Here is a 24,309-nt window from a genome sequence, read left to right on the forward strand (position 1 = left end):
GATATGAGCCATACTTGGTGGCGTGATCGATGTACAGCAGCTGCGCGCCCTCGTGGAGCTCTCCCGGCTCGGCACCGTCTCGGCCGCCGCGGAGTCACTGGGCTTCAGTCAGTCCACCGTCTCCCACCAGCTCGCCGCCCTGTCGCGTGCGACCGGCGCGGTCCTGCTGACACGGGCCGGGCGCGGGGTGCGGCTCACCGAGGAGGGACGGGCGTTGGCGGCCCGGGGCCAGGAGGTCCTCGACCTGCTGGATCGCACCGAGCGCGAGGTCGTCTCCATGGCGCACGCGGAAGCGGGGCGGGTGCGCCTGGCCGCCTTCCCCTCCGCGGTGGCCTCCCTGGTTCCGGGGGTGCTCGACGTCGTCGGCCAGCAGTATCCGGGCCTGGAGGTCGAGCTCGTCGACGCCGAGCCGCCCGAGGCCCTCGACGCGCTGCGGCGCGGGCGGGTGGACGCGGCCCTGTCCTTCTCCTACATCGACGACGATGCCGGTGAGGGACTGGAGTCGGTGCACCTGCTCGACGATGTCCTCTACCTCGTCACCCACCCCGGCGGCATCACGCGCATCGCCGACGGCGCCCAGTGCCGGTGGGTGACCGGCTGCGCGCGCTGCCACGAGGAGCTCATCGCCGTCGGTCGGGCCAACGGCTTCACGCCCGAGACCGCCTACGCCTCCGACGACTACGTGGCCGTGCAGGCGCTCGTCGCCGCCGGGGTGGGGGCGGCCCTGCTGCCCGGGATGGCGCTGAGCGCCTACCGGCACGAGGGAGTCCAGGTGCGGCCGCTGGCCCGCGAGCAGCGGCGCGTCGAGGTGGTCGCCCGCGCCGAGAGGCCCCGGCCTCTGGCCATTGACGTCCTGGTGGAGGCGTGCCGGACGGCGGGCCGCCGTACGAGCCTGCGCCGGCCCGCGGTCAGGACCGGCGGGAGTGCTGCCTCTCGGTGAGGTGTGGTGTGATGGGGCGTGTATCCGTGCTGCATCGCAGAGAGGAACCGAAAATGGGGTCTGGTGTGCGAGCTGTCCTGGGTGACGTATCCGGAGAGGTCGCCGTCTTCGGGTCGCTCAATGCTGACCTGACGGTCCGAACGGAGCGCTTCCCCAAGCCCGGTGAGACGGTCAGCGGGGAGGACCTCGTGATCCTGCCGGGAGGCAAGTCGGCGAATCAGGCGGTTCAGGCCGGTCTTCTCGGTGCTCGCGTGAGGATGATTGGGGCCGTCGGAGGGGATGGTCATGGCGATCTGCTCATCGAGTCCCTCCAGCGCGCCGGCGTGGACACCGCCGCGGTTCAGCGTGAGGACGTGGCTACCGGAACCGCCATCATCACCGTCGACAGCACGGGGGACAACACCATCGTGGTGTCTCCCGGAGCGAACGGGAGAGTGGACGTCTCGACGGCGCAGCGGCACCAGGACGTCATCCGCGAGGCCCGTGTGCTGGGGCTGTGCATGGAGGTCAGCCCCGACGCAGTCGAGGCCGCGACCCGCATCGCCCACGACGCCGGCACCCGCGTGGTCTTCAACAACTCTCCATTCCACCCTGTCCTGTCTGCGGGGCTCCTGGAGGCGATCGACGTCCTGGTCGTCAACGAGCATGAGCTCGCCGACATGCTGAAGCCGGGCATGCCTGAGACAGCGGCTGAGCCGGAGCACGAGCGAGGCGACGACGCCATGGACTGGGGCGATTGCGCAAGGAGACTGGCCGCGATGGGGATCCCCTCCGCTGTGGTGACCCTGGGGGGACGCGGGTCGATGGTGATCGAGGGGAAGGAGATCACCCCGATCGATCCCTTCCCGGCCGACGTCGTGGACACGACCGGTGCCGGCGACTCCTTCCTGGGCACGCTGCTGGCGGCGCTCGCTGCAGGCGCCGGACTCAGGGAGGCGGCACGTGCGGCCTCGGCCGTCTCCGCCTTCGCGACGACCTCAGTAGGGGCGCAGGCCTCCTACGGGGACATCGCCGCTGTCGAGCGGCACTTCGGATAGGCGAGGCTCGACGGGCGAGGCGAGAGAGCCGCGTCCGCCTACCGCGACGGCAGAATGCGTGTAAACCTCGGGAGTGGGGTGACAGGAGGCGGGGGCGCAGGCCTATCTCGCCTCAGTCATCCTTGAACTGCTCGAGATTCTCGGTGTGGGGGTGACCGTCATCGTTGGAACTGAGCCAGAACGCGGGCCTGGCCTCCGTTGAGCCCTTCCCTGTGGGGACGTCCTGCTTGACGACCAGTCCGGGGCCAGTCGGTACGCCACGTTCGACGGTGGTCTTTCCCGTGATATCGATTGTCTTCTTGGTGCTGGGATTGACGAGTTGTTGCTCAAGCGCGTCCCAGGAGGGACTGAGTGACTTCCTCTCCTCCTCTGACGCTGCCTTTGAGCGTTGCTGAAGGTCGCCGGCTGCTTTCGGGTCCGCGAACCTGTGTATCCAGCCGCCGGGGTGGACAGCGACGACTCCGGAGACGCTCCCGGCCGTGGTCCCGTCGGTGCTGACGAGGGAGATGGTCGTGAGCGAGCATCCGTAGAAGCAGTCGTCCGAGAGGAGGTTGGGTGCGAGCACGAGGTTCTCCCGGGTGGCACCCGCCAGCCACTTGTCGGTGGGGAATGAGGAGGGCTGAGCGCTCGTGTCCTTCAGGGAGAAGATATTGATGGCTCCCTTGCCGGATCCGGCCGGGAAATAGTTCTGGGCGGTCTCGACGGCAAGGGTGCTGTTGGTGAGGGCCTGCCCCAGGATGACTCCGGAAACTGTGGCGTCCCTTACTGTCTTGCCGGTCTTGGCGTCAAGGACGACAATGTGCGTGCGCTGATCAGCTGCCGTATCTTCCGTCTTCTGCTCGGCGGGAAGGAGGATCAGCGACAGGTAACGTCCGTCAGGACTGACGACGGCGCTTCCCGTCGACGACCGGTCCATGTCTTTACTTATAGTGCTTTGGGCGCTGTTTGTGTACTTGGTCCTTTCTTGGTCGGCGACTGCGGGCTTGATGGACACAGCCCACTGGAATCTAGTGGAGGAAGGATCTCGGCTCACCACGGTCGTCGTCAGGTCGCCAGTGACGGTATCTTTCGCGCCATTCTTGCCTGATGTGCTCATGATTACGGTGCCTTCGGCGGATGACAGTGGCCTGTTGTCCATGAGGTTTCTAAAATTATCTGGGGCGGCGGCATCTGCTTCCTGGGCATTGAGGGAGGAGATGACTGGCGCCTCATCACTCCCCCCAATGTTGCATGAACCGATTGTGAGCGCGAGCGTCGTGGCTGCGGTGAACGTCGTCAGTCGCCGGAGAGTGGAGGACCTGCGGAGGCGCAGGGGATGTGTGGCTCTCATTTCTGGCCTCCTGTGACGCCGAATATCCGATATGTGGTGCGGCAGCGCTGATCGCGATTGCTTGGCCCGACACTGCAGTCGGCGTAAGACGTACGAGTTGCCTTGAGAATGGCGATGACGGCGCCAGGAGTCCTTACGGCCCTCGCTCGGCTCTCGGAGTCGGTGTCCTGGGGAATTAGTGGCTGGGCCGGCGTATTTTCCTTGTCGGCCAGTTCCTGGGGCGGCTGATACGTGGAACCGGGTGTGATGGGGATGGTGGTGCCGGGCGAGCCGTCGCCGGGCCGAATGACGAGTGCCGCGGAGGTGGAGCCGTCGTCGGCCGTTACCTCAACGAGCCCAGTGCTCGCACCAGCGAGGCTCCGATCCTGGGATACGGGGGTGACCGTGCGGGTGACTGGGTCGAATACTGCTTCGGACCGTGATTTCTCTGGGTGATCGTGAATGTTCACCTCCCGGTTGATAATGGGATAGGTGACGATGCTGCCCGAGACGCGTGACGCTTCCGTATTGATCCCCGAGGTCGCTCCTAGTGGGAAGGTCTTGGTGTCGGCGCCGTCGACCTTGGCCAGCGCGTCCAGACTGATCACCTCAGCCACAGGGTTTCCTGACGAATCGGCCTCGCCGGTGTAGCGGGCAGCCCATCCGTTGATGAAGGAACTGAAAGGGTTATCGAACGCATTCGGTTCAGACGGCAGTTCTGACAGGATGTTCTGAACCTCGACCTCGGCGGTGGGGTTGTTCTGAGGAAAGACCGTGGTGGTTACCGTCGACCTGTACACGCTGGTGGGTGCGTCCTCGGAGGGAGGTTCCTCGGAAGACTTCAGGATGAATGAGGCGTGTCCGGCCGGACCGGAGTAGGACACGTCGGAGTTCTCCGGGAGAGTCCACATCTGAGACCTGTCGGTAAGTGAGAAGGCGGTGTCGCCGTCGAGGACTGCGGAGTCAGTCAGTTGAAGATTGCCGTTGGTGCTCTGACGCTCGAAGACGATCCTGCCGGTCAGGGCGTCGAAGACCAGGGTGATAGCTGCTTCGCTCCCTTGCGGGGATGCGACGAATGCGGGTAGCTGGATTCGGGTGGCCACGTACTTGCCGTCGGGACTGGTGATGAGCCGACGGCTGTCGGAGTAACTGTTGGGGGCGACTGTTGTGTGCTTGCGGCTGTAGCTCCACAGGACACTGCCGCCCTTGGGGCTCAGTGCCATGACGCCGTCGTCGGTGAGGAAGATGGGGCCGCCTGCGCCCGCAACGGTTGTCAGCTCGGTGGAGGAGATCTCCGTGCTCCAGGTGGCCGTCGGTGCCAATGATGTGGGAGGTGCCAGCGAGGTGTCGGCAGGGGGCGTGGCCATGACATGGTGGACCGGGTTGACAAGTGCCCATGTTCCCGCGAGGGCGGAACCGAGCATCAGTACGGGGGCAATGACCATGGCCATGAGGTAGGTGCGCGTACGGCGAGGTACCCGAATGCTCTCGTACCGGGGGAGTCCCTTGTCAGTCTTCTCTCCGGTCTTGCGCTGGAGGCGGCGCCAGCGGCTAGGGTCATCGGGATCGCCGATACCTACCGCGGTGGTGCGCATGCGCAGGTAGTGCAGCAATGGTCCGACGCTCAGGAAGAGCGTGGCTGAAAGTGCCACTCCAGCCAGGACCAGGAGGAACAGGACGGAGAATCCGGTCTCCTGGTAGGTGTTCCACCACGCCAGAGTTAGAGATGCCGCCGTTGCCATCCCCAGGGCCGCCATGACCGTGATCATGATCGTTACCAGGATGGGGCGCTTCTTCTTCCTGAAGCTGAGGAATAGCCAGACCAGTACTCCTCCGAAGATCATGAGGCCGGTCATGGTGAAGGCCTCATCGGGTATGAGGCTGCCGGCCTCCTTGAGCTCTCGACGCAGCACCAGTGCGGTCACTCCGAGCACGACGGCGTCGATGAGTCCGCCCCAGCGCAGGGCGCGCAGGGTCAGGGTGCCGCGTGGTGGGAAGGGGACACCCTCGCTCTTGCCTTCGGCCTCACCCGTGTCTGGCTCCGTCGAGGGTTCATCGGTGGAGGTGGCAGTGCCTGGCTGGGTGTCGGGCTGATCGGGGCTGTTCTCGTCGGCGTCGGGCGCTGAAGGCATGAGCCTATTGTGATGACCAGTCCGTGACTATGTCAGGTGTTTGCGGGGCATTCGCGCGGTTGAACGGGCAAGGGGGGACGCTTCAGAGGACCGGACTTACTGGTGCGGCTTCGGTCGCTCCCAGTGCTTTCGATCGGGCGCGGTGACGCCGTCGATGGTGCCGAGCTCTCGCCCCCGGGTATCAACGCGGGTGAGTGTCACCGACACGTCAGTGCGCCGTTCGGTGACCAGTGACTGAGGGGACAGGAGTAGGGCGCCATTGTCGATCCCGATGAGCCACTGGTCGGTGGGGAACGAGGTAGGTGCGGCGGACGTGTCGGTCAGGGAGTAGACGTTGACCGTCCCCTTCCCGTCTCCGGCCGGGTAGTAGTTCCGGGCGGTCTCCACGGCCAGGGCATCGTCGGTGAGCACCTGGCCCAGGACGAGCCCTGAGACCTCCACGGTGCGGACCGTCTTCCCGGTGGCGGCATCGAGGACGACAATGTGGGTGCGCTGAGCAGCGACGTCGAGCGGGTTGCGGTCGTCGTCCGAGCCGGAGAGCACGGGCCTCATCCGCGGTGGACGCAGGACGAGGGAGACGTAGCGGCCATCGGGACTCACGACGGCGTAGCCCGCCGGTCTCCATGCGAGGAGGTCGTGGGCGACGTCCTGGGCAGAGCTGCCGTCGTCGTCGCGCCAGTTGACGACGGCAGGCTTGATCTCACGCGCCCACAGCACCGAGCCGTCCGAGCCGCGGTACCTGGCGACGATCGAGCTGTTTGGCCCCAACCGGTCCTGCCTGCTGCGTCCCGCCTTCTCCTTCTCCGTTACCTCCGGGGCGGAGACGTAGAGGTAGTCCTCGCCGACGGGCAAGGCGTCATCGTCAGTGCTGGTGGGAGTCTCCGAGACGCGCTCCTTGACCTGTGAGGCGCTCAACGCCGTGGTCTCCACCTGCTGCAGCTGTGAGGGGGCTGGACTGCAGGCGCTCATGGTTCCCCCCAACAGAACCGTTGCAGCGAGGGCCGAGCCGATGAGCCGCCGACGACCGAGATGAGGTTGTGTCCTGGTCATGACGAGGCTCCTGGGATGCCGAAGATGCGGAAGGAGTGGGAGCCCTTGTCCGGGCCGGTTGCAAGGACGACGAGGGTCGTGCCCGGCGTGCTCAGTGTGGTGAGCAGCGGATCAGACAACGGCGAAGGATCGTCGCTGGTCCACAAGTGCCGAGTCCCGGGTGGGTAGTAGGTGGAGCCTGCGGGGACGCCCACCGTCATCGGGGTGCGTTCCCCGCTGCTGACACTGAGGACACCGCTGCCACTGGACTCGTCATGGGCGAGGCTGGCGGAGGATAGGACCCCGGCTTCCTGCGCCGAGTGGAAGACGGTACGGGTCTGCGGGTCGAAGATCGCGGCGACGGCTGTGCCGCCCTCGAGCTCCTGGGGAGATGACGGCATGCTGCTGGCTCCGTTACCTACGGTCCGTCGAGGCAGAGTCGTCAGCGTGCCCGTGGCGTGGGAGGCAGTGATGTTGGCTCCGGAGGTCAGGCCCAGGTCGTAGGTGGTCGTGTCGGCGCCGTCGACACCGGCCATGGCGTCCAGGTTGACGGCCTGGGCCGTCCAGCCCGTTGGGGAGGTCTCGAAGTCGATCGGTTGAGGAGTCTCAGTGAAGACGGCCACCCACCCGCCGACGACGAGAGGACTGCCCCGGCCGTCGGTGAGGATCGGGGCGCTCTCGCGGCGTACCGAGGGGGCGGTGTCGGGCATGAGTGTGTAGGTTCCATACAGTCCATCCCAGGACTTCTGCCCATCGGGGCCTCGTTGTGTGCCCCGCAGGAGGAAGGAGGAGTGACCGGCCGTGCCCGAGTAGGGGCTGGTACCAGGTGACACGGAGACGTCCTCCGCATCAATGGACCACAGTCGGGAGCCGTCGGTGAGCGAGTAGCCGGTGGTGCCGTTGAGCAGGACGGAGTCCGTGAGCTGGAGGACGCCTTCCTGCATGAAGCCCTCGTAGGTGACGTGCCCGGTCACAGTGTCGAGAACTACCACCAAAGGCTTGACGCTCATGCCCTTCGGCGCCTCCTCGTCGATGGAATCGAGCGTTACTGCGAGGTAGCGACGATCCGGGCTCGGGTGGCAGCGGATGAAGCGCGCGTGCTTGCGCGGATAGGCCCAACGGGTCGAGCCATCGGTGGAATTGAGGCCGACGACGCCGTTGCTGCTCAGGACGACCGGCCCGGCCGCACCGGCCACCACGTCCATCTTGCCGTGGACGTCCTGCGACCAGGCTGCCGCAGAGGCGAAGGACCGGGGCAGGGCCGGAAGCGCAGAGGTGTCGATATTCGCAGCGGTCGACGGCGTGAACCGGCTCGCAACCAGGTGCGGGACTGTGGCCGCTGCTCCGAGGGTGAGCGGCGGAATGAGGATCAGAGCAGCCACGCCGAGGGCGGAGCGCCACGAGAGCCTGGGCATCCGAGTCCTCCGCAGGCGACGCAGCCGCTCTGGAAAGCGCCGTTTCTTCGGCGGTGGGAAATAGGTGGCCCGGGCAGCGCGAACCAGGAGATCGGTGGCTGCCAGCAGACCTAGGCTCAGCACACCGGCAGCCAGCGTGAGCAGCTGGTCGATACTGACCGAGGTGCTGCGGAACTGGGTGTACCACAAGCAAAGGGCGATGACGGAGAAGCCGCCCGAGACCGCCAGAAAGCACAGCGGTTGGAAGAGCACCGTCTTCTTGACAAGCGCTCGCGGTGAGGTGGGATAGCTCTTCAAGGGAAAACGCGCGATCTCTCTCCACTTGAGGTAGCCAGCGATCCATATGAGCAGGGCCAGGCCGCCAACAAAGCCCCCGGCCGTCTTCATCACCTGACCGGGATCCGATAGCCCGCTCTGGTAGACGAGGAGCAGCACGGCCATCGCTCCGACCGCCAGGAGCCAGCCGAGGCGCAGGGCCCGCAGAGCCCGCAGCATCGTGAGGATGCGTTGCGGAGGGGGTGCCGTTCCGTCCGAGGCATCCGAGACCTCTGGGGTGTCGTCGGCATCGGCTGGAGAACTCACGGGAGGCATGGATCCTATTGTGATGGGCCGATCCGGATCATGCGGCCGATTTCTCGGGGGTAGTTCTCCCCGACGCGTTCGAATTCGCCGGTGTGAAGACGTGAGCCGGCGCGCCTTCGCCGTGGGCCGGCTGTCCACCGAGTGGTGGACGCCCCCGTGGTCCGACCGGTTGCTACCGGCGCCGCGATCCAGATCACACACTGGAGGCATGTCGCAGCTCCCCGCCGTCCAGATCCTCGGCCTGAACAAGTCCTACGGGAACAAGCGCGTCCTGGAGAACCTGGACCTCACGGTTCCGGCCGGCACTGTCCTCTCCCTCCTGGGGCCAAACGGTGCCGGCAAGACCACCGTCGTCGAGATCCTCCAGGGTCTGCGCCGTCGTGGCGGCGGCACCGTCTCCGTCCTGGGGGAGGACCCCGGGCACGCCTCGCGCACCTGGCGCGCCCGCATCGGCGTCGTCTCCCAGACCTCCGCGGACTTCAAGGACCTCACTGTCACCGAGGCCGTCAGCCACATCGCCCGTTTTTTCGCTCGGCCCGCCGACATCGCCGAGACCATCGATCGCGTGGGACTCTCCGACGACGCCCGCACCCGCGCCTCGCGCCTGTCCGGAGGACGTCGTCGCCGCCTCGACGTCGCCCTGGCCATCATCGGCCGCCCCGAGCTGCTGTTCCTCGATGAGCCCACCACCGGCTTCGACCCCGAGGCCCGCCACGTCTTCTGGGACCTCGTCAAGGATCTGCGCACCGACGGCACCAGCGTTCTGCTGACCACTCACTACCTCGACGAGGCCGCTCAGCTGGCGGACGAGGTCGCCATCATCCTGGGCGGCCGCGTCATCGAGTACGGCACGCCCGAGGCCCTGGCCCGCCAGGCCGGCAGCGAGCGCACCGTCAGCTGGATCGAGGACGGTGTCGAGCGCACCGAGTACACGGCCACCCCCACCGCCGTCGTCCGCGGCCTCATGGGCCGCCTCACCGGGCCCGACGGCGAGGTTCCCGGACTCCAGGTCCACACCCCGAGCCTGGAGGACCACTACCTCGAGCTCGTCTCCCGCCACCACTCCACCTGATCCGCATTCACCTGACCCGCCGGCGCGTCTTTCCCCTTCCGTCTCCCCGGCGCGCCGGCGTCCCCATCCCTCCTGCAGCCTCTTCGCTGCCTGCCGCCCAGCCTTTCACCCGCCCACGTGAGGAGCCCTCATGACCACCGCGCTCGCCCCCTCCGCCGCCGTACCCGCGGCCCCGACCCAACGGCCCGGTAGCGCAGCGACCGCCGTCATGACCATGACCTGGGCGAGCCTGGTCAGCTTCGTGCGCGAACCCATCGCCTTCGTCATGGGGCTCCTCTACCCCCTGTTCATGCTCATCCTGTTCAATGCCGTCTTCCCCGGTGAGATGAAAGGCGGCATCACCTTCGGCGAGTACATGCTGCCGGCCATGATCACCATGGGCGTGCTCATGACCTGCACGCAGATCCTGGCGATCTCCGTGGCCGCCGAGCGCGAGAACGGCGAGCTCAAGCGCCTGGCCGTCCTGCCCGTGCCGGCCTGGGCCTACGTGGCCGCCAAGTGCCTGGCCAACGTCGCCCTGTCCGGGCTCAACATCGTCGTTCTCATCGGCATCGGCCGCCTCGCCCTGGGGCTGAGCCTGCCCTCCGCGGCGAGATCCTGGGCACTGGCGGCCCTGGCCCTCCTGCTCACGATCGGCGCCTGCACCGCTCTGGGGTTGGCTATCGGCCGCTGCTGCCCCTCCTCGCGGGCCGCCTCCGGGATCCTCACCCCGATCATCATCATCCTCCAGTTCGTCTCCGGCCTCTTCCTGCCCCTGTCCCAGCTGCCGGCCTGGATGGTTCACGGCTTCTCGGTCCTGCCGGTGCGCTGGTCGGCCGAGCTCATGCGCGAGGCGTTCCTGCCCGCCACCGCCGCCATCGCAGAACCCACCGGCGCCTGGGAGACCGGCAAGGGCCTGGCCGTTGTGGCCGCCTGGCTCGTGGGCGGCGTCGTGGCCGCCATTATCATCACCCGCCGCGATACAGTGGACAGATGAGCCAGGAGACGCAGGATCTCGTGTCCTGGCCCCGCGGCCTGTGCGGCAAGCTGCGCCTGGCCTGCGAGGGCACGGACAGCCCCACGGGCGTCTACCCGCCGCTCGATCGGGCCGATCTGCCTCGCTGGGTCTGGTGCGTCCTGACATGGACGCTCGCGGCCGCCACGCTCCTGGGCGTGTTCTACTCCGATTTCGCCTCACTGACCTTCTTCGTCGTCCTGCCGCTGCTCTGGTGGGTCTACACCAAGTGGTGGGCCGCCGTCGTTGCGCACCTCGTCTTCGCGGCGGGCTTCGCCGCCGTCGGGTACATCAAGGGTGACGAGACGTGGTGGATCAACCCCCTCATCATGGTCATCGTCGTCCTGGTGACGGGCACCTGGGTCACCTGGGTCCATATCGTCCGTTACGAGGCCGTCCATGCCCTGGCCGACAAGGAGGAGGCGCTCGCAGCGCTGGCCCGTACGCAGAGCGAGCTGGTCGCCGCCGAGCGCGCCGCGGGCATCGCCGCCGAGCGCGAGCGCTGGTCCCGCGAGGTCCATGACACCCTGGCGCAGGGGTTCATCTCCGTGGTCAACCTCGCCCAGACAGCCCTCAATGATCTCGCCGAGGGCTCGAGAGGCGACCCCCGCGAAGCACGGGCAGTGCACGGGCTGCTCGCCGAGATCGAGTCCGTCGCGCGCGACAACCTGGCCGAGGCTCGGGCCCTGGTGGCAGGTGAGAGCCCCTGCGCTCTGCGCGACGACGGCCTGCAGGCGGCGCTGCGGCGCCTGACCCGGGCCCAGGAGAACCGCGGTCTGAGCATCTCCCTCATCGCCGAGCTGCCGGCCCACATGACCTCCGGGCTCCAGGTCGCGGTCCTGCGTATCGTCCAGGAGTCCCTGAGCAACGTGGTGCGCCACTCCCATGCGAGCCACGTCGACGTCGTCGTCTCCGTTTCCTCCGAAACCGGCGAGCTGATCGTCACCGTCGCCGACGACGGCGTCGGCGCGGGAGGGGTACCGGAGGGAACCGGGCTGACCGGGATGCGATCACGCGTGGAGACCCTCGGCGGGACGCTGACCGTCGACCCGCTCCAGGAACCCGACGAACGCGGGCGTGTCGGAACCGTCGTCGAGGCCAGAATGCCCCTGTGAACGACGTCGGCTCCTCCTCAGCAAGTGCTCCGGGCTCCGCGGACCCGGCTCAGGTGTGCTCGGCGCCCCGCGCGGACGACCGCCGGGTCCGCCTCCTGGTGGTCGACGACCATCCGGTGGTGCGTTCCGGGATCGTCGGCATGCTCTCCGGCGAGCCGGACCTCCAGGTGGTGGGGCAGGCCGCCGACGGCGCCGAGGCCATCGCCCTGACCGCCGAGCTCGTCCCCGATGTCATCCTCATGGACCTGCGCATGCCCGGACTCGACGGCGTCGAGGCCACCCGCCGGATCTCCACTCGTCCCGACGCGCCCCGCGTCGTGGTCCTGACGACCTACGACACCGACGGGGACATCCTGCGCGCCGTCGAGGCCGGAGCCATCGGCTACCTTCTCAAGGACTCCCCGCGCGAGGACATTCTCGCCGCGGTCCTCTCCGCCGCGGTGGGTCGCAGCATGCTGAGCCCGGCCGTGACCACTCGCCTCGTCGGGGCGGCGCGGGGGACCGGGCGCGGCGCCGACGGCTCGCCGTGCCGGGCGGGGGCACCGGTGAGTCTGTCCCCACGTGAGAGGCAGGTGCTCCAGGCGGCTTCACGCGGACTGTCCAACAACCAGATCGGGGCCGAGCTCTACATCACCGAGGCCACCGTCAAGACCCATCTGCTGCGCGCCTACGCCAAGCTCGGCGTCGACTCACGCACGGCCGCCGTCACCGAGGCGCTGCGCCGTGGCCTGCTCGAGCTGGACTGAGCTGCGTCGCTGCGTCCCGGGCTCTTCACCTCGGCTGAGCCCTCGCGAGCTCGTACCTGAGGGCACTCGTTCGGGGGATAGAGGGCACGAACGCGCGACCTGTCCTGATCGCGACGGGGCGGGAGCAGGGGCTCTGGTCGGCCGGGGCGGGCTGGTTGCCGAGGTGCTCCCTCACCCGCCGGGGTGTTCCTCCTCCCACTGGGAGATCGTGGAGTTGAGGGTGGCCAGGAACTCCTCCTCACCGATGGTGTTGAGCTTGAGGAACATCGCCTGACTGCCACCCAGAGTGATCCCGACGATGTGAACGTAGGGCCCGTCCTGGATGGCGGTGACGGACATTCCCACACGGTTGTTCCCCATCATGCTGAAGCGTTCGTAACCCCTGACCGCTATACCTCCGGCGGAGGTCCCCAGGTCTACAGCGGCCTCTGCGGAGGCCGAACGGGACCGGCCCAGTACTCCGGCCTCAAGGAACGGGACCACCTCACTGAGTTGTCCGACGACGGTCCGAGTGGTCGTTGCCATGGGTACTTTCCTTCCTTGTCCTCGCTGGAACTGTCTCCGCGTCCACCAGGGTATGTGCGAGCGCCCAAGCGTGCGGCTCCTCATCTTGAGCCGACCCGGCTCAAGGCTTACTCACGCCTACCGCGAACAGGGGCATGGGCGAGGCATCCGGCTGGTTAGCCTTGTCAGCACGTGCTCCCAGCGTCGTCTCTCCACAGCGCTGCGACATCCCTCGCCACTACCGGACGAGCGGTACCGCACCGAGCACGTGCCGAGGAGGAACTACTGATGTTTGAACGCTTTACCGACCGCGCCCGCCGCGTCGTCGTGCTCGCGCAGGACGAGGCGCGGGCTCTGAACCACAACTACATCGGCACCGAGCACCTCCTTCTCGGCCTCATTCACGAGGGCGAGGGAGTTGCCGCCAAGGCGCTGGAGTCCATGGACATCTCCCTGGACGCCGTGCGCGGCCAGGTCATTGAGATCATCGGCGAGGGGCAGTCGGCCCCCACCGGCCATATTCCCTTCACGCCGCGCGGTAAGAAGGTCTTCGAGCTCTCCATGCGCGAGGCCCTCCAGCTCGGCCACAACTACATCGGCACCGAGCACCTGCTGCTCGGCCTGCTGCGCGAGGGCGAGGGCGTGGCCGCCCAGGTCCTGACCAACCTCGGCGGTGACCTGTCCAGCGTGCGCCAGACCGTCATGCAGATGCTCTCGGGCTACGAGGGCAAGGAGACCGTCAACGCCGGCGGCCCCTCCAAGGAGGGCACACCGTCCGGCAGCGCCATCCTGGACCAGTTCGGCCGTAACCTCACCGCCGCCGCCCGCGAGGGCAAGCTGGACCCGGTCATCGGGCGCAAGAAGGAGATGGAGAGGGTCATGCAGATCCTCTCCCGGCGCACCAAGAACAACCCCGTCCTCATCGGGGAGCCGGGCGTGGGCAAGACCGCCGTCGTCGAGGGCCTGAGCCAGGCCATCGTCCACGGCGACGTTCCCGAGACCCTGCGCGACAAGCAGCTCTACTCCCTGGACATGGGCTCGCTCGTGGCCGGCTCGCGCTACCGCGGCGACTTCGAGGAGCGCCTCAAGAAGGTCCTCAAGGAGGTGCGCACCCGCGGCGACATCGTCCTGTTCATTGACGAGATCCACACCCTCGTCGGGGCCGGCGCCGCCGAGGGCGCCGTCGACGCCGCCTCCATCCTCAAGCCCATGCTGGCCCGCGGCGAGCTCCAGACCATCGGGGCCACGACCCTGGACGAGTACCGCAAGATCGAGAAGGACGCGGCCCTGGAGCGCCGCTTCCAGCCGGTGACCGTCGACCAGCCCAGCATCGAGGAGACCATCGGGATCCTCACCGGCCTGCGCGACCGCTACGAGGCCTTCCACCGCATCGTCATCACCGACGAGGCCATCGAGGCCGCCGCCAAGCTCGCCGATCGCTACATCAACGACCGCTTCCTGCCGGACAAGGCCATCGACCTGGTCGACGAGGCCGGTGCCCGCCTGCGCATCCGCCGCATGACCGCCCCGCCCGAGCTGCGCGAGATCGACGAGAAGATCGCTGAGGTCAAGCGGGAGAAGGAGTCCGCGATCGACGACCAGGACTTCGAGCGCGCCGCCTCCCTGCGCGACGACGAGCGCCGCCTGGCCGACGAGCGCGCCGCCAAGGAGAAGGCCTGGAAGTCCGGCGACCTCGATCAGGTCGCCGAGGTCGACGAGGCGCTCATCGCCGAGGTCCTGGCCATGTCCACCGGCATCCCGGTGGTCAAGCTGACCGAGGCCGAGTCCGCCAAGCTCCTCAACATGGAGTCCGAGCTCCACAAGCGCATCATCGGCCAGAACAAGGCTATCGAGGCGCTGTCGAAGTCGATCCGTCGCACCCGCGCCGGCCTGAAGGACCCCAAGCGTCCCGGCGGCTCCTTCATCTTCGCCGGCCCCACCGGCGTCGGAAAGACCGAGCTGGCCAAGGCTCTGGCGGAGTTCCTGTTCGACGACGAGGACGCCCTCATCCAGCTCGACATGTCCGAGTTCGCCGAGAAGCACACGGTCTCGCGACTCTTCGGTGCCCCTCCCGGCTACGTCGGTTACGACGAGGGCGGCCAGCTCACCGAGAAGGTGCGCCGTCGGCCCTTCTCCGTGGTCCTGTTCGACGAGGTCGAGAAGGCCCACCCGGACATCTTCAACTCGCTGCTGCAGATCCTGGAGGACGGGCACCTCTCCGACGCCCAGGGCCGCGTGGTGGACTTCAAGAACACCGTCATCATCATGACGACCAACCTCGGCTCCAAGGACATCGGTAAGTCGGTGGCCACCGGCTTCCAGTCCACCGAGTCCGGCGCCATGGACTACGAGGAGATGAAGTCCCACGTCAACCGCGAGCTCAAGCAGCAGTTCCGGCCCGAGTTCCTCAACCGCGTCGACGACCTCATCGTCTTCCCGCAGCTGACCAAGGAGGAGGTGCGCCAGATCGTCGACCTCATGATCGCGCGCCTCGACAAGCGCCTGGCCGAGCAGCAGATGACCATTGAGCTGACCGACGCCGCCAAGGAGCTCCTGGCCGAGCGTGGCTTCGACCCGGTGCTCGGCGCCCGTCCGCTGCGTCGTGCCATCCAGCGCGACATCGAGGACGCCCTGAGCGAGAAGATCCTCTTCGGGGAGATCGAGCGGGGACAGAAGGTCATCGTCGATGCCGAGGGCGAGTCCATCCTGGGCGAGTTCATCTTCCGCGGTGAGCCCTGGGAGCAGGGCGAGGCCGAGGTCGCCGCGCTGCGCGAGGCCGAGGAGGCCGCAGCCGGTGGCGGGAGCAGTGCCTCCAGTCCCCTGCGCATCTCCTCGACGCCGATCAGTCGTGACGGAGGTGCCTCGCCGGCTGCTGAGACCGGTCACTGAGGTCGGTCGCTGAGACTGGCCGCTGAGCGGGATCCCGGCTCGGAGGGGCTGAGTCGGCCTCCGGTCGGGGCGTCTGGAGCAGATTTCCTTATCAGTTCAATACGATGGGCCGCAACCTGGACGAGGTGCGGCCCATCGTCGTCGGTGCCCGGTTGGCGCTTGTGCCCGCCCTTCCGCTGTGGCATCAACCGCAGTGATGCGAGCGGAGCAAAATCGTCCGGTCGCCATATTTCTCCAGGTGGTAGTCATCGCGATGTGCCTGCAGCCCCGGCGGTCGGAGGTCAGTGATTGTCAATACTTACTGTTCTTATCGTCGGTGTCCCGGTGGGGTGGGTGGGCTCAGATTTAAAGCGACCTGGGTGTGTCGGGAGAACGACCTGAGAGTTTGGCCTGACTGACTCATGTGCGTCCTCTGACGGATACAGTGGAGTGACGCTCCGGCGAAAGTCGTCCCGAGGACCTGGTCGGTCGGTGTCGTCGCCCGTGAAGTGCGGGGCTCATTCAACCGTCTCTGCCCGTTCTTGTCCGTAACCGTCCTACCCGCCCTCATTCAGGCCGCCGTAGCGCTCCTCACCCACGGTTCTGAATGCCCGGCTCGGATCGCCCTGCGTGCTGACGCATCCTTGGTGCCACTACTCCCATGACCCAACTCAGATACGAACCGCGACATTTTCATCAGCACCGTTTCCCGCGTCTGCGGACCGCCAACGCTGCTGCGGCTTTGAGCGCCGTCGGCGTGGTGACGGTGGTGCTGCCCTGGTTCGCCTGGCCGACGGCGGGGACGATCGGCGTCCTGGTCGTTACTGTCCTCCTCGGTCTGGGGCTCGTCACGGCGCCTCCCACCCGGGCGCTCAAGCGCGGCGGCATCGCCCCCGGAGCCCGCTGGCACTGGGGGGCGGCGATGCTCCTGGGGATGTCCCCGGCGATCCTCCTGGGTCTGAGCTTCCCCGTCGTCTCTCAGAAGATGGCCGCCAGCCAGATCGACGGAACCGGCCTGCCGGTCATCGTCCTGAGCGTGTCGGTGGCGGTCCCCTGGCTCAGCCAGATCATCGGCACCCCCGTCTACCGTCTCCTGGGTGACTCGATCGGACGGGGCCCTCGGGCTGTTCTGGAGCGCTACTGCTCCATCTGGCCGGCCCTGTTCCTGTGGGCGCTCGTTCCCACGGCGCTGGAGATCCTCGTCATGGCCACCGTGACCGGCTGGAACCTGCACGTCATGGGCGTGCACACCGCCCTGCTCCTCCTGCACGTCGTCTTCGTCCAGTCGCTCATCGTCGCCGACGTCTCAGGCCGACGGCGCCTGTGGTCGGTGGGCTGGCTCTTCTACGCCGTCGCCCTCCTGGCAGAACCCACCTGGTGGTACCTGCCCCCGCTGCTGGGCACCCTCAGTCAGGTGCCGTCCATGGGACGGTCCCTGGGGAGGATCCTGCGCCCCCGGGCGGTCTCCACCGGCATCCTCGTGCAGGACATGCTTCGAGGTGGGATCCTGGGGGGAGTGCTGTGGTCAGACAAGTTCTTCCTCTTCCTGGGTGCCGGTCGCGACTTCGACGTGGCACTGGTCTACCTGTGCCTTCAGCCCGCCGTCGTCGCCTACTGCTACTACTTCGCGGTCACCGCACCCCGGGTCAACACTGAGATCGCCCTGTTCCAGACGGTTCTCAAGCGCGAGGGCATGACCAGTCTGCGCGACCGCGGGCGCACTCTGCGCCGGTTGCTGGACGCCAGCCTCATCCGCGCCTGCGTCGTGGGGGTCGCCGGTGTCATCGTGGTCATCTGCTCCATGGCCCTCATCGCCCCCGAGCAGGTGGTGCTGGTCCTCAAGGTGTGTCTGTCCTCAACCCTATTCACGGTGCTGACGCTCCTGTGCTACGAGATCGACCACATCGGCGACTCGACCTCCGCGCTGCTGCTGTCCGGCATCCATGTGGCTGTCGCCGCGGCCCTGCTGCTGCGGGTGGCCGGTACCGGCGCCTACCTGCCGCTGGCCGGTGTCGACCTCGCACTGTGCGCGCTGGGCCTGCTGCTCTACCGCAAGCGGTGGGCCTCGCCCGAGTACTCCTTCTTCTGGGGAAAGGCCATGTCCTGGTGAGCTCCTCGTCGTCCTTCCGCGCCCGGCTGGAGAGTCTTCCGCTTCGCTACTCGGCCCCAGCCGGTGGTTACGCCCCGATGCCCAGTCCCGACGACGCCCCCGGCATCGGCGACCGGGGCCAGGAGACCGGCCCCACGGTCAAGGTCGGTCCCGACGGCTACGGCGTCGTCGTCACCGCCGGCGGTTCCAGTGCTCTGAGCGGCTCCTCGGCACCCAGCGCCGCCACTGCCCGCAGCGCGCACAGTGCCCCGGTCGCGCCCGAGGCCTCCAGAGGGCGGCGAGCCGATTACGGCCGGCAACGGGTCGAGCCCTCAGCCGCGACGGCGTCGGCCGGCACTCCGGATCAGGCCGACGCCGCGGCCCCTGCGCCCTCCAGGGCGGCGGCCGCCCACGCCACGCCCTCCTCGAGCGGATCGGCCTCCACTCCTGAGGTGCCCGCGGTGCCGATCTACGGCGTCGTGCAGACCCCGGCCCCAGCCGGCTACGGCCTGGTTCAGCCGCGGCCCAGGACCCCGGAGCCTCCCGCCTCCTCAGGCGATGCCGAGGTCCTGGACTCCCCGATCTTCGGGACCGTGCGCTCCGCCCCCGCGGCTTCAGCGGCCTCACCCGAGCCCGTTGCCCCTGCAAGGCCCGCTGCCTCCCCACGACCTGTGGCATCCCCGGCTCCCGCGGCCTTCCCCGAACCCACCGCCTCCCCGGATACCCCGGCCGCGCCGTCGGCTCCCGATGAGCCCTTCGCGGAGAGGGCCGATGGGGCTGCCGAGCCCTCGCCCACCGCTGCCGGCCCCTTCCAGGAGACGGTGCCGATCCAGCCGGGGCAGACCGCCCCGGTCACCGGCTCCGACGGTCCCGGCGCCTCCGACAACGAAGCGCGAGAGGTTTTCTCGACCCCCTCGGCTCCCCCCGCCATCGCCTGGGAGTCGGTGTCCTCGGCCGCCTCCGACGCCGCCGCGATTCCCCTGTCCCAGCAGACCAGCGAGGACGAGGAGGAGACGGAGGACGCTCCGGCCGGGGCGGCCGAGATCGCGCTGCCGCCCGAGGAGCCCGAGCCGGAGCCGGATTCCCAGGCCCTGCCCGATGGTGTCCCCGAGGACGGTGTCTACGTCGACGTCGACGTCGCCATCGTCATGGAGTCCACCTACCCCTATCTCAAGGGCGGTGTCTCCGCGGTGGTCCACGACATCATCACCGGCAACCCGGACCTCACCTTCGGGATCATCCACATCACCTGGGACTCCCACTCGCCGCGCAAGGACCTCTACGGCATGCCGGACAATGTCGCCTGGGTCAGGGTCCTCTACCTGTCCATGGAGGAGCACCAGGAGGACTTCCTGCGCGCCCGCCCGCGGGACCTGCGCATGAGCCGCCGCCAGCGTCGAGAGCTCTCCCGCCGCGTCCTGGGGGCACTGCTCGCCCTGGCCCAGGAGGGGCGCACCGAGCCGCTGTGGGAGATCATCAGCGAGGGTCTGAGCGCCTCACGGCGCTACCCGGTCTGGGCGATCCTGGGCACACGCGAGTTCATGGAGGCCTACCACGACCTGATGCCGGACCTGGGGATGTCGATGACCGACATCTTCTGGTGCCTGCGTGACTTCTTCTCCCTGGCCTACGCGGTCCTGGCCGAGCCGGTCCCGCGCGCCCAGGTCTACCACGCCCACACCACCGGCTACGCCATGCTCCTGGGGGTCAACGCCGCCCGCGAGCACGGCACCCGGGTGCTGCTGACCGAGCACAACCTCTATGTGCGAGACACCGTCAACACCCTCCTGGAACGCCGGCTGGACCTCAACGTCAGGCTCACCGACTACCGCACCTTCGACGTCACCGGCCGCGAGCGCATGTGGATGGCCTGGTGGCTGGAGATGGGGCGCCTGTGCTACCCCTACGCCTACGCCTCCACCTACCTCTACCCTCGGGCCATCACCGAGGCCAATGAGCTCGGCGGTGACTCCGGGCGAGCCATCGTCATCCCCAACGGCATCGTCACCAAGGAGTTCGACGCCTCCTACGCCGCCCGCCTGGCCGCCATCGAGGAGATCAAGAAGGAGGGCGCGGACAAGCACCTGTGGAAGCTGGTGTACATCGCCCGCGTCGTACCCATCAAGGGGCTGCTGGACATGATCGACTCGGTGCGCCTCATGGTGGACCGGGGCCTGAACATCCACCTGGACGTGTGTGGGCCCACCGAGCACATGCCCTCCTACTTCGAGCAGTGCCTCACCCGCATCGTCGAGCAGGGCCTGGAGAGCGTCATCACCATCCGCGGGACCGTCAAGGTCCGTGAGCTCCTGCCTGAGTTCGACCTGTTCGTCCTGCCCAGCTACAACGAGGGCCTGCCGGTCGTCTCCCTGGAGACCATGGGGGCCGGCATCCCCACGGTGAGCACCGACGTCGGCGCCGTGCGCTCCGTCGTCGAGGACTTGATCGTCACCGACGAGGGGGAGACCTGGGACCCCTGCGGCATCATCATCGAGCCCGGTGACCCCGCCGTCATGGCGGACAAGGTCCAGGAGGTCATCAGCGACGTCGATCTCTACGAGCGCCTGAGCCTCAACGCCCGCGGCCGCGTGGAGGCGGCCTACGACCTGGTCAAGGTCAACGCCTCCTACAACAAGATCTACCGTCAGGGCGGTGCCGGCGAGCAGACCGGTACCCGCGCCGACCGAGGAGGAGCATGAGGAGCAGCACCGGCGGCGTCGGCGCCTGGATCCGTTACGGAAACCCGCTCGAGCCCGGGGAGCTGGACTTCGCGATCGCCCACTACCGGGCCGCGATCCTCCAGCCCTGGGAGACCGAGGCAGCAGCCCGCCTCAAGGAGGCGCGACCGGACATGACGGTCCTGGCCTACCGGTGCCTGTCCTCCACGCGAGACTTCGAGCCGGACTCCATGCGCGCCTCCGGGCTGTCCTACCGCGAGGCCCTCCGCCGCGGTTGGCTCGCCAGGCGTGACAACGGCGACCTGGTCGAGTGGAACACCTACCCCGGCCACTTCCAGGCCCGTGTGTGGGACCCCGACTACCGCGCCCGCTGGGTGGAGGAGGTCTGCCAGGCCACCGCTGAGACCGCCTTCGACGGCGTCATGGCGGACAACGACGTCTTCGACGACTACTACGGACTGGACCTCCCCCTGGACGGAATCGCCGACACCGCCGCCCTGCGCGCCGAGCTGAACATCTTCGTGGACCAGGCCGGTGCCGGCCTCAACGGCGTCGGCAAGATCCTCATCCCCAACGTGGCCGAGGCCCGCCGGGAACCCGGCCGCTGGGAGCGCCACTCGGCCTGGGGTGGTGGCTTCGACGAGTGCTGGCTGGGCTGGGGGGACCATCACCTCTTCGATGAGGCCACGGCCCTGGCCCAGATTCACGAGCTGCGAGGGCCGGGCCTGTCCATCGTGCGCACGCCCGACGGCGGGGGCGGCGGCTCCATGTCCGGTGCCCGCACGTCCCCCGGCCTCTACGGGCTGGCGGCCTTCTGGGTCTTCGGGGGAGGGGAGGGCGCCTACACGGCCACCGGTCACGACGACTACTCGCGCACTCCCTGGTTCCCCGCCCTCGACGCCGACCTGGGGCGCCCGCTGGGACGGCCCCGGAGGACCTCGGGCGCCTGGGTGCGCGAGTTCGAGGGCGGAGTGGCCGCCGTCGCGCTCGGCGAGGAGGGAGGCGGCACCGTGCGTCTCCCGGCGGGCCTCAGGTCACCGGGGCCCACCGGGGACCCGGACGGTGAGGCGCTGGCTCTGGAGGTGCGCCTCAGCGCGCATCGTGGGATGATCGCTCTGCGTGCCTGAGTCATGACCCGGTCCGGCTCGTGCGAGATCCGATAATGGGACTAAAGACCTGTCAAACGTTAGTCATGTTGGGTGGATCATTGACCTGCTTGACTTCCTGAGATCCCCGCCGTCCCGTACAGCGTTCTCTCGGGCAGGAAGCGCGGCGTCCGTCTCGGGCGGCGTCGACAGAGTTCCACAGGGCCCAGGACAAGGATGACCTATGGCACAGACTTCCCAGAATAGCGCGGCGGACATCGCGCACAAGCCCATGATGAGCACTGCTCAGATCCTGCTGATGAACGTCGGATTCTTCGGCATCCAGTACTCCTTCGGCATGCAGCAGAACGCCATGTCGCCCATCTACCAGTTCCTCGGGGCTTCCGCTGACGAGATCCCCATCCTCAATCTGGCCGGACCCGTCACCGGCCTGCTCATCCAACCGCTCATCGGGGCGCTCTCGGACCGGACCTGGAGCGAGAAGTGGGGACGCCGTAAGCCCTTCTTCCTGATCGGGGCCGTCGGCTGCTCCGTGTTCCTGTTCCTCATGCCCTTCGTCACCGCCGTGTGGATGGCGGTGCTGTGCCTGTGGCTGCTGGACGCCTCGAACAACACGGCCATGGAGCCCTACCGGGCCTTCATCGGCGACCGCCTGCCCTCCAAGCAGCTCGCCAAGGGCTTCCTCGCCCAGTCCCTGTTCATCGGCGCCGGCTCGGCCCTGGCCGCCGGGACCCTCGTCGTTCTGGAGAAGACCCTGGCGGGCGCCACCGCCGCCGGCATCCCCTACTGGGTCTTCGGCGCCTTCATGGTGGGCTCGGTGTGCTCCATCGGCTCGGTGCTCATCTCGGTGCTCTCCACCAAGGAGCTGCCGCCCACGCCGGAGGGCTTGGTCGAGCTCGAGCGCAAGAAGCGGGAGGAGGGCCCCTTCGGCTTCGTCAAGGACATCGGCGTCGCCATCGTCGAGATGCCCCGCGGCCTGAAGAAGATGGCCCTGGTCTACCTCTTCCAGTGGTACGCCATGAACGTCTTCTGGCAGTACCTGGGCCTCATGTGCGCCGTCACCTACTTCGGCGTGAACCTGTCCGACCCGGGGTACGCCGAGACCGAGGCCTTCAACAACGCCTCCGGCTTCGCCACCGGGCTCATGGTCGTCTACTACGTCTCCTGCACGGTCGTCGCCCTCTTCCTGGCGCGACTGGCCAACCGCATCGGCCCCAAGCACGTCCACACCGCGGCGCTGTGCCTCGCCGCCGTCTGCCTGGTCCTGCTCACCCGCATCGGCAGCCCCGGCCACACCGCGGTCCTCTACCTGCCCATGATCGGCATTGGTGTGGCCTGGGCTTCTATTACGGGCGTACCCTACATCATGGCCATTGAGATGATCCGCAAGGAGCGCCGAGGCGTCTACATGGGCGTTATCAATATGATGATCGTCATCCCCCAGTTCATCCAGACCCTCACCTTCGGTCCCATTTACAAGCACCTGCTCGGCGATCACCCGGTCAACGCCCTGCTCTTCGTCGCAGTCTTCCTCATCATCGCCGGTCTGCTCATCGAGTGGATCGACACCGTCAAGGATGCGGACCCGCGGGTGCGCGCCGCCGCCGTGTCCGCCACTGAGACTGCCGTGGCCTGACCGGGTGCCCCACGAAAGGATGTCATCCGTGACCTATACCACCATTGTCGCCGGAGTCGGCGATGTCGAGGCGAACACCCACGTCATCGATCGCGCCTGCGAGATGGCTCGCCTGTGCGACGCCGCTCTTCTCCTCGTCGCCGGCTTCGACCCCGTCTCGGCGCGGGACAAGGCTCGCATCAACGAGTCCGCCCCCGTCGCCGATGTGCGGGTCGTCGAGGCTCGGCTCACCGAGGACCAGGCCTACGCCGTCGTCGAGAAGGCGCGTGATACCGCCGTTGAGCGCGGCGTCGCCCTCGCCCAGGGCGTCGTCGTCGAGGGCACGGCGGTCGATGCCGTCACCCTCGTCACCTTGGAGACCGAGGCGGACCTCGTCATCGTCGGATCCAAAGGCGTCGATTCGCTGTTCGGCCGCATCTTCGGAGCCGTCTCCGTCCAGGTGCTCCGCAAGTCGAAGTGCGACGTCCTCGTCGTCGTTCCCTAGTCGCCGGATAGACGTCGGACGCACGCGTCGGATCCTGCGCGATCGGACCGGCGGCGGATGCCCGCCACGCGGAAGTGTGGCGGGCATCCGCCGCTATGTTTTGAGGTTCTTCGTGTGTGAGGGCGTGGTCGGGGTGAGCGGGTGCCGGTGGTTCGGCGTCTCGGGGTCCTGCGCGGTCGTACTCGGCGTCGCGTGGTCGTACCCGGCGGCGCGCGGTCGTACCTTAGAGGGGCTCTAAGGTACGACCGCGCGGTTTTACGTACGACCGCGTGCGCTGGGGGTACGACCACGCGGTTTTACGTACGACCGGGTGGGATCGCGTACGACCACGTACCCCGAGACCCCGACGAGGAAAGCCCCGCACAACCCCATCCCCACGACACGAAGAACCCGTTTTGAGCAGTTGTCGTAACTCCTGTGATACGTGGGGCCGGGCTGGGCGCATGGTGGCGCTGCGTCTGCCCGGGTGGCCCCGCGCCCCGACCCGCTCCGGGACGCGGCGCTCGGCGTTCCCTGAATCTCCTCCCCTCGACGTCGGCCGCCCATGCCGCCGAGCCCCGCGGCGTCGGCGGG

Annotated in this window: 17 protein-coding genes; 12 read left to right on the forward strand and 5 right to left on the reverse strand. The window is 67.8% G+C overall.

The window, feature by feature from the left end; all coding sequences use genetic code 11:
• The first annotated feature begins 22 nt into the window (after positions 1 to 22).
• Both BKH33_RS09780 and BKH33_RS09785 read left to right on the forward strand, forming a co-directional pair.
• Positions 23 to 940 (forward strand): LysR family transcriptional regulator, encoded by a 918-nt coding sequence (locus tag BKH33_RS09780; protein ID WP_003784828.1) that lies wholly within the window; start codon positions 23 to 25, stop codon positions 938 to 940.
• Positions 941 to 993: 53 nt separating this feature from the next.
• Complete coding sequence (locus BKH33_RS09785) at positions 994 to 1,977, forward strand: ribokinase (RefSeq protein WP_003784810.1); 984 nt, start codon at positions 994 to 996, stop codon at positions 1,975 to 1,977.
• Positions 1,978 to 2,089: 112 nt separating this feature from the next.
• Here BKH33_RS09785 and BKH33_RS09790 read toward each other — a convergent pair whose 3' ends face one another.
• The 4 genes from BKH33_RS09790 to BKH33_RS09805 form a co-directional block, all read right to left on the reverse strand.
• Entirely contained in the window at positions 2,090 to 3,307 is a 1,218-nt protein-coding gene (locus BKH33_RS09790; RefSeq protein WP_003784815.1) for a hypothetical protein, read from the reverse strand.
• On the reverse strand, positions 3,304 to 5,418 hold the full coding sequence (locus BKH33_RS09795; RefSeq protein ID WP_003784813.1) for a PQQ-binding-like beta-propeller repeat protein: 2,115 nt from the start codon (positions 5,416 to 5,418) through the stop codon (positions 3,304 to 3,306). The genes BKH33_RS09790 and BKH33_RS09795 overlap by 4 nt, the downstream gene beginning before the upstream one ends.
• Before the next feature lie 96 nt (positions 5,419 to 5,514).
• Positions 5,515 to 6,468, reverse strand: a complete 954-nt coding sequence (locus tag BKH33_RS09800) for a YncE family protein (protein ID WP_003784820.1) — start codon at positions 6,466 to 6,468, stop codon at positions 5,515 to 5,517.
• Entirely contained in the window at positions 6,465 to 8,453 is a 1,989-nt protein-coding gene (locus tag BKH33_RS09805) for a hypothetical protein (protein WP_232621479.1), read from the reverse strand. Before BKH33_RS09805 ends, BKH33_RS09800 begins: the two co-directional genes overlap by 4 nt.
• 199 nt (positions 8,454 to 8,652) lie before the next feature.
• On the opposite strand from BKH33_RS09805, the gene BKH33_RS09810 reads away from it, so the two are divergent.
• The 4 genes from BKH33_RS09810 to BKH33_RS09825 all read left to right on the forward strand — a co-directional run bounded on the left by BKH33_RS09810 (position 8,653) and on the right by BKH33_RS09825 (position 12,371).
• The gene (locus BKH33_RS09810) at positions 8,653 to 9,516 is read left to right on the forward strand and encodes an ABC transporter ATP-binding protein (protein WP_003784807.1); all 864 of its coding nucleotides are present in this window, start codon (positions 8,653 to 8,655) and stop codon (positions 9,514 to 9,516) included.
• Between the two features lie 130 nt (positions 9,517 to 9,646).
• Positions 9,647 to 10,492: an ABC transporter permease gene (locus BKH33_RS09815; protein WP_003784811.1), complete on the forward strand. Its 846-nt coding sequence runs from the start codon at positions 9,647 to 9,649 to the stop codon at positions 10,490 to 10,492.
• Positions 10,489 to 11,625 carry a sensor histidine kinase gene (locus BKH33_RS09820; protein WP_003784805.1) on the forward strand — a complete coding sequence of 379 codons (1,137 nt, stop codon included), beginning with the start codon at positions 10,489 to 10,491 and terminating at the stop codon, positions 11,623 to 11,625. Before BKH33_RS09815 ends, BKH33_RS09820 begins: the two co-directional genes overlap by 4 nt.
• Positions 11,622 to 12,371: a response regulator gene (locus BKH33_RS09825; protein ID WP_003784819.1), complete on the forward strand. Its 750-nt coding sequence runs from the start codon at positions 11,622 to 11,624 to the stop codon at positions 12,369 to 12,371. The genes BKH33_RS09820 and BKH33_RS09825 overlap by 4 nt, the downstream gene beginning before the upstream one ends.
• A gap of 171 nt (positions 12,372 to 12,542) precedes the next feature.
• On the opposite strand, the gene BKH33_RS09830 is transcribed toward BKH33_RS09825, so the two are convergent.
• Positions 12,543 to 12,896 (reverse strand): DUF6054 family protein, encoded by a 354-nt coding sequence (locus BKH33_RS09830; RefSeq protein WP_003784794.1) that lies wholly within the window; start codon positions 12,894 to 12,896, stop codon positions 12,543 to 12,545.
• 267 nt (positions 12,897 to 13,163) lie between these two features.
• Here BKH33_RS09830 and BKH33_RS09835 point away from each other — a divergent pair, with 267 nt between their 5' ends.
• From BKH33_RS09835 to BKH33_RS09865, 6 genes are all read left to right on the forward strand, one after another.
• Positions 13,164 to 15,764 carry an ATP-dependent Clp protease ATP-binding subunit gene (locus tag BKH33_RS09835; RefSeq protein ID WP_076067373.1) on the forward strand — a complete coding sequence of 867 codons (2,601 nt, stop codon included), beginning with the start codon at positions 13,164 to 13,166 and terminating at the stop codon, positions 15,762 to 15,764.
• A gap of 640 nt (positions 15,765 to 16,404) precedes the next feature.
• The gene (locus tag BKH33_RS09840; RefSeq protein ID WP_076070323.1) at positions 16,405 to 17,853 is read left to right on the forward strand and encodes a hypothetical protein; all 1,449 of its coding nucleotides are present in this window, start codon (positions 16,405 to 16,407) and stop codon (positions 17,851 to 17,853) included.
• Positions 17,850 to 20,531 carry a GT4 family glycosyltransferase PelF gene (gene pelF, locus BKH33_RS09845; RefSeq protein ID WP_076142719.1) on the forward strand — a complete coding sequence of 894 codons (2,682 nt, stop codon included), beginning with the start codon at positions 17,850 to 17,852 and terminating at the stop codon, positions 20,529 to 20,531. Before BKH33_RS09840 ends, pelF begins: the two co-directional genes overlap by 4 nt.
• The gene (locus tag BKH33_RS09850) at positions 20,528 to 21,637 is read left to right on the forward strand and encodes a putative glycoside hydrolase (protein ID WP_003785357.1); all 1,110 of its coding nucleotides are present in this window, start codon (positions 20,528 to 20,530) and stop codon (positions 21,635 to 21,637) included. Before pelF ends, BKH33_RS09850 begins: the two co-directional genes overlap by 4 nt.
• 202 nt (positions 21,638 to 21,839) lie before the next feature.
• Entirely contained in the window at positions 21,840 to 23,252 is a 1,413-nt protein-coding gene (locus BKH33_RS09860; protein WP_003785356.1) for an MFS transporter, read from the forward strand.
• 28 nt (positions 23,253 to 23,280) lie between these two features.
• The gene (locus BKH33_RS09865) at positions 23,281 to 23,736 is read left to right on the forward strand and encodes a universal stress protein (protein WP_003785347.1); all 456 of its coding nucleotides are present in this window, start codon (positions 23,281 to 23,283) and stop codon (positions 23,734 to 23,736) included.
• Positions 23,737 to 24,309: the final 573 nt, after the last annotated feature.

It is taken from the genome of Actinomyces naeslundii (genome assembly GCF_001956585.1).
Lineage (GTDB): Bacteria > Actinomycetota > Actinomycetes > Actinomycetales > Actinomycetaceae > Actinomyces > Actinomyces naeslundii.

Excerpts from the sequence above, each read along its gene's own strand:
- BKH33_RS09785 (WP_003784810.1), top strand. The coding sequence starts at position 994 with ATGGGGTCTGGTGTGCGAGCTGTCCTGGGTGACGTATCCGGAGAGGTC.
- BKH33_RS09790 (WP_003784815.1), bottom strand. The coding sequence starts at position 3,307 with ATGAGAGCCACACATCCCCTGCGCCTCCGCAGGTCCTCCACTCTCCGG.
- BKH33_RS09795 (WP_003784813.1), bottom strand. The coding sequence starts at position 5,418 with ATGCCTTCAGCGCCCGACGCCGACGAGAACAGCCCCGATCAGCCCGAC.
- BKH33_RS09800 (WP_003784820.1), bottom strand. The coding sequence starts at position 6,468 with ATGACCAGGACACAACCTCATCTCGGTCGTCGGCGGCTCATCGGCTCG.
- BKH33_RS09805 (WP_232621479.1), bottom strand. The coding sequence starts at position 8,453 with ATGCCTCCCGTGAGTTCTCCAGCCGATGCCGACGACACCCCAGAGGTC.
- BKH33_RS09810 (WP_003784807.1), top strand. The coding sequence starts at position 8,653 with ATGTCGCAGCTCCCCGCCGTCCAGATCCTCGGCCTGAACAAGTCCTAC.
- BKH33_RS09815 (WP_003784811.1), top strand. The coding sequence starts at position 9,647 with ATGACCACCGCGCTCGCCCCCTCCGCCGCCGTACCCGCGGCCCCGACC.
- BKH33_RS09820 (WP_003784805.1), top strand. The coding sequence starts at position 10,489 with ATGAGCCAGGAGACGCAGGATCTCGTGTCCTGGCCCCGCGGCCTGTGC.
- BKH33_RS09830 (WP_003784794.1), bottom strand. The coding sequence starts at position 12,896 with ATGGCAACGACCACTCGGACCGTCGTCGGACAACTCAGTGAGGTGGTC.
- BKH33_RS09835 (WP_076067373.1), top strand. The coding sequence starts at position 13,164 with ATGTTTGAACGCTTTACCGACCGCGCCCGCCGCGTCGTCGTGCTCGCG.
- BKH33_RS09840 (WP_076070323.1), top strand. The coding sequence starts at position 16,405 with ATGACCCAACTCAGATACGAACCGCGACATTTTCATCAGCACCGTTTC.
- BKH33_RS09850 (WP_003785357.1), top strand. The coding sequence starts at position 20,528 with ATGAGGAGCAGCACCGGCGGCGTCGGCGCCTGGATCCGTTACGGAAAC.
- BKH33_RS09860 (WP_003785356.1), top strand. The coding sequence starts at position 21,840 with ATGGCACAGACTTCCCAGAATAGCGCGGCGGACATCGCGCACAAGCCC.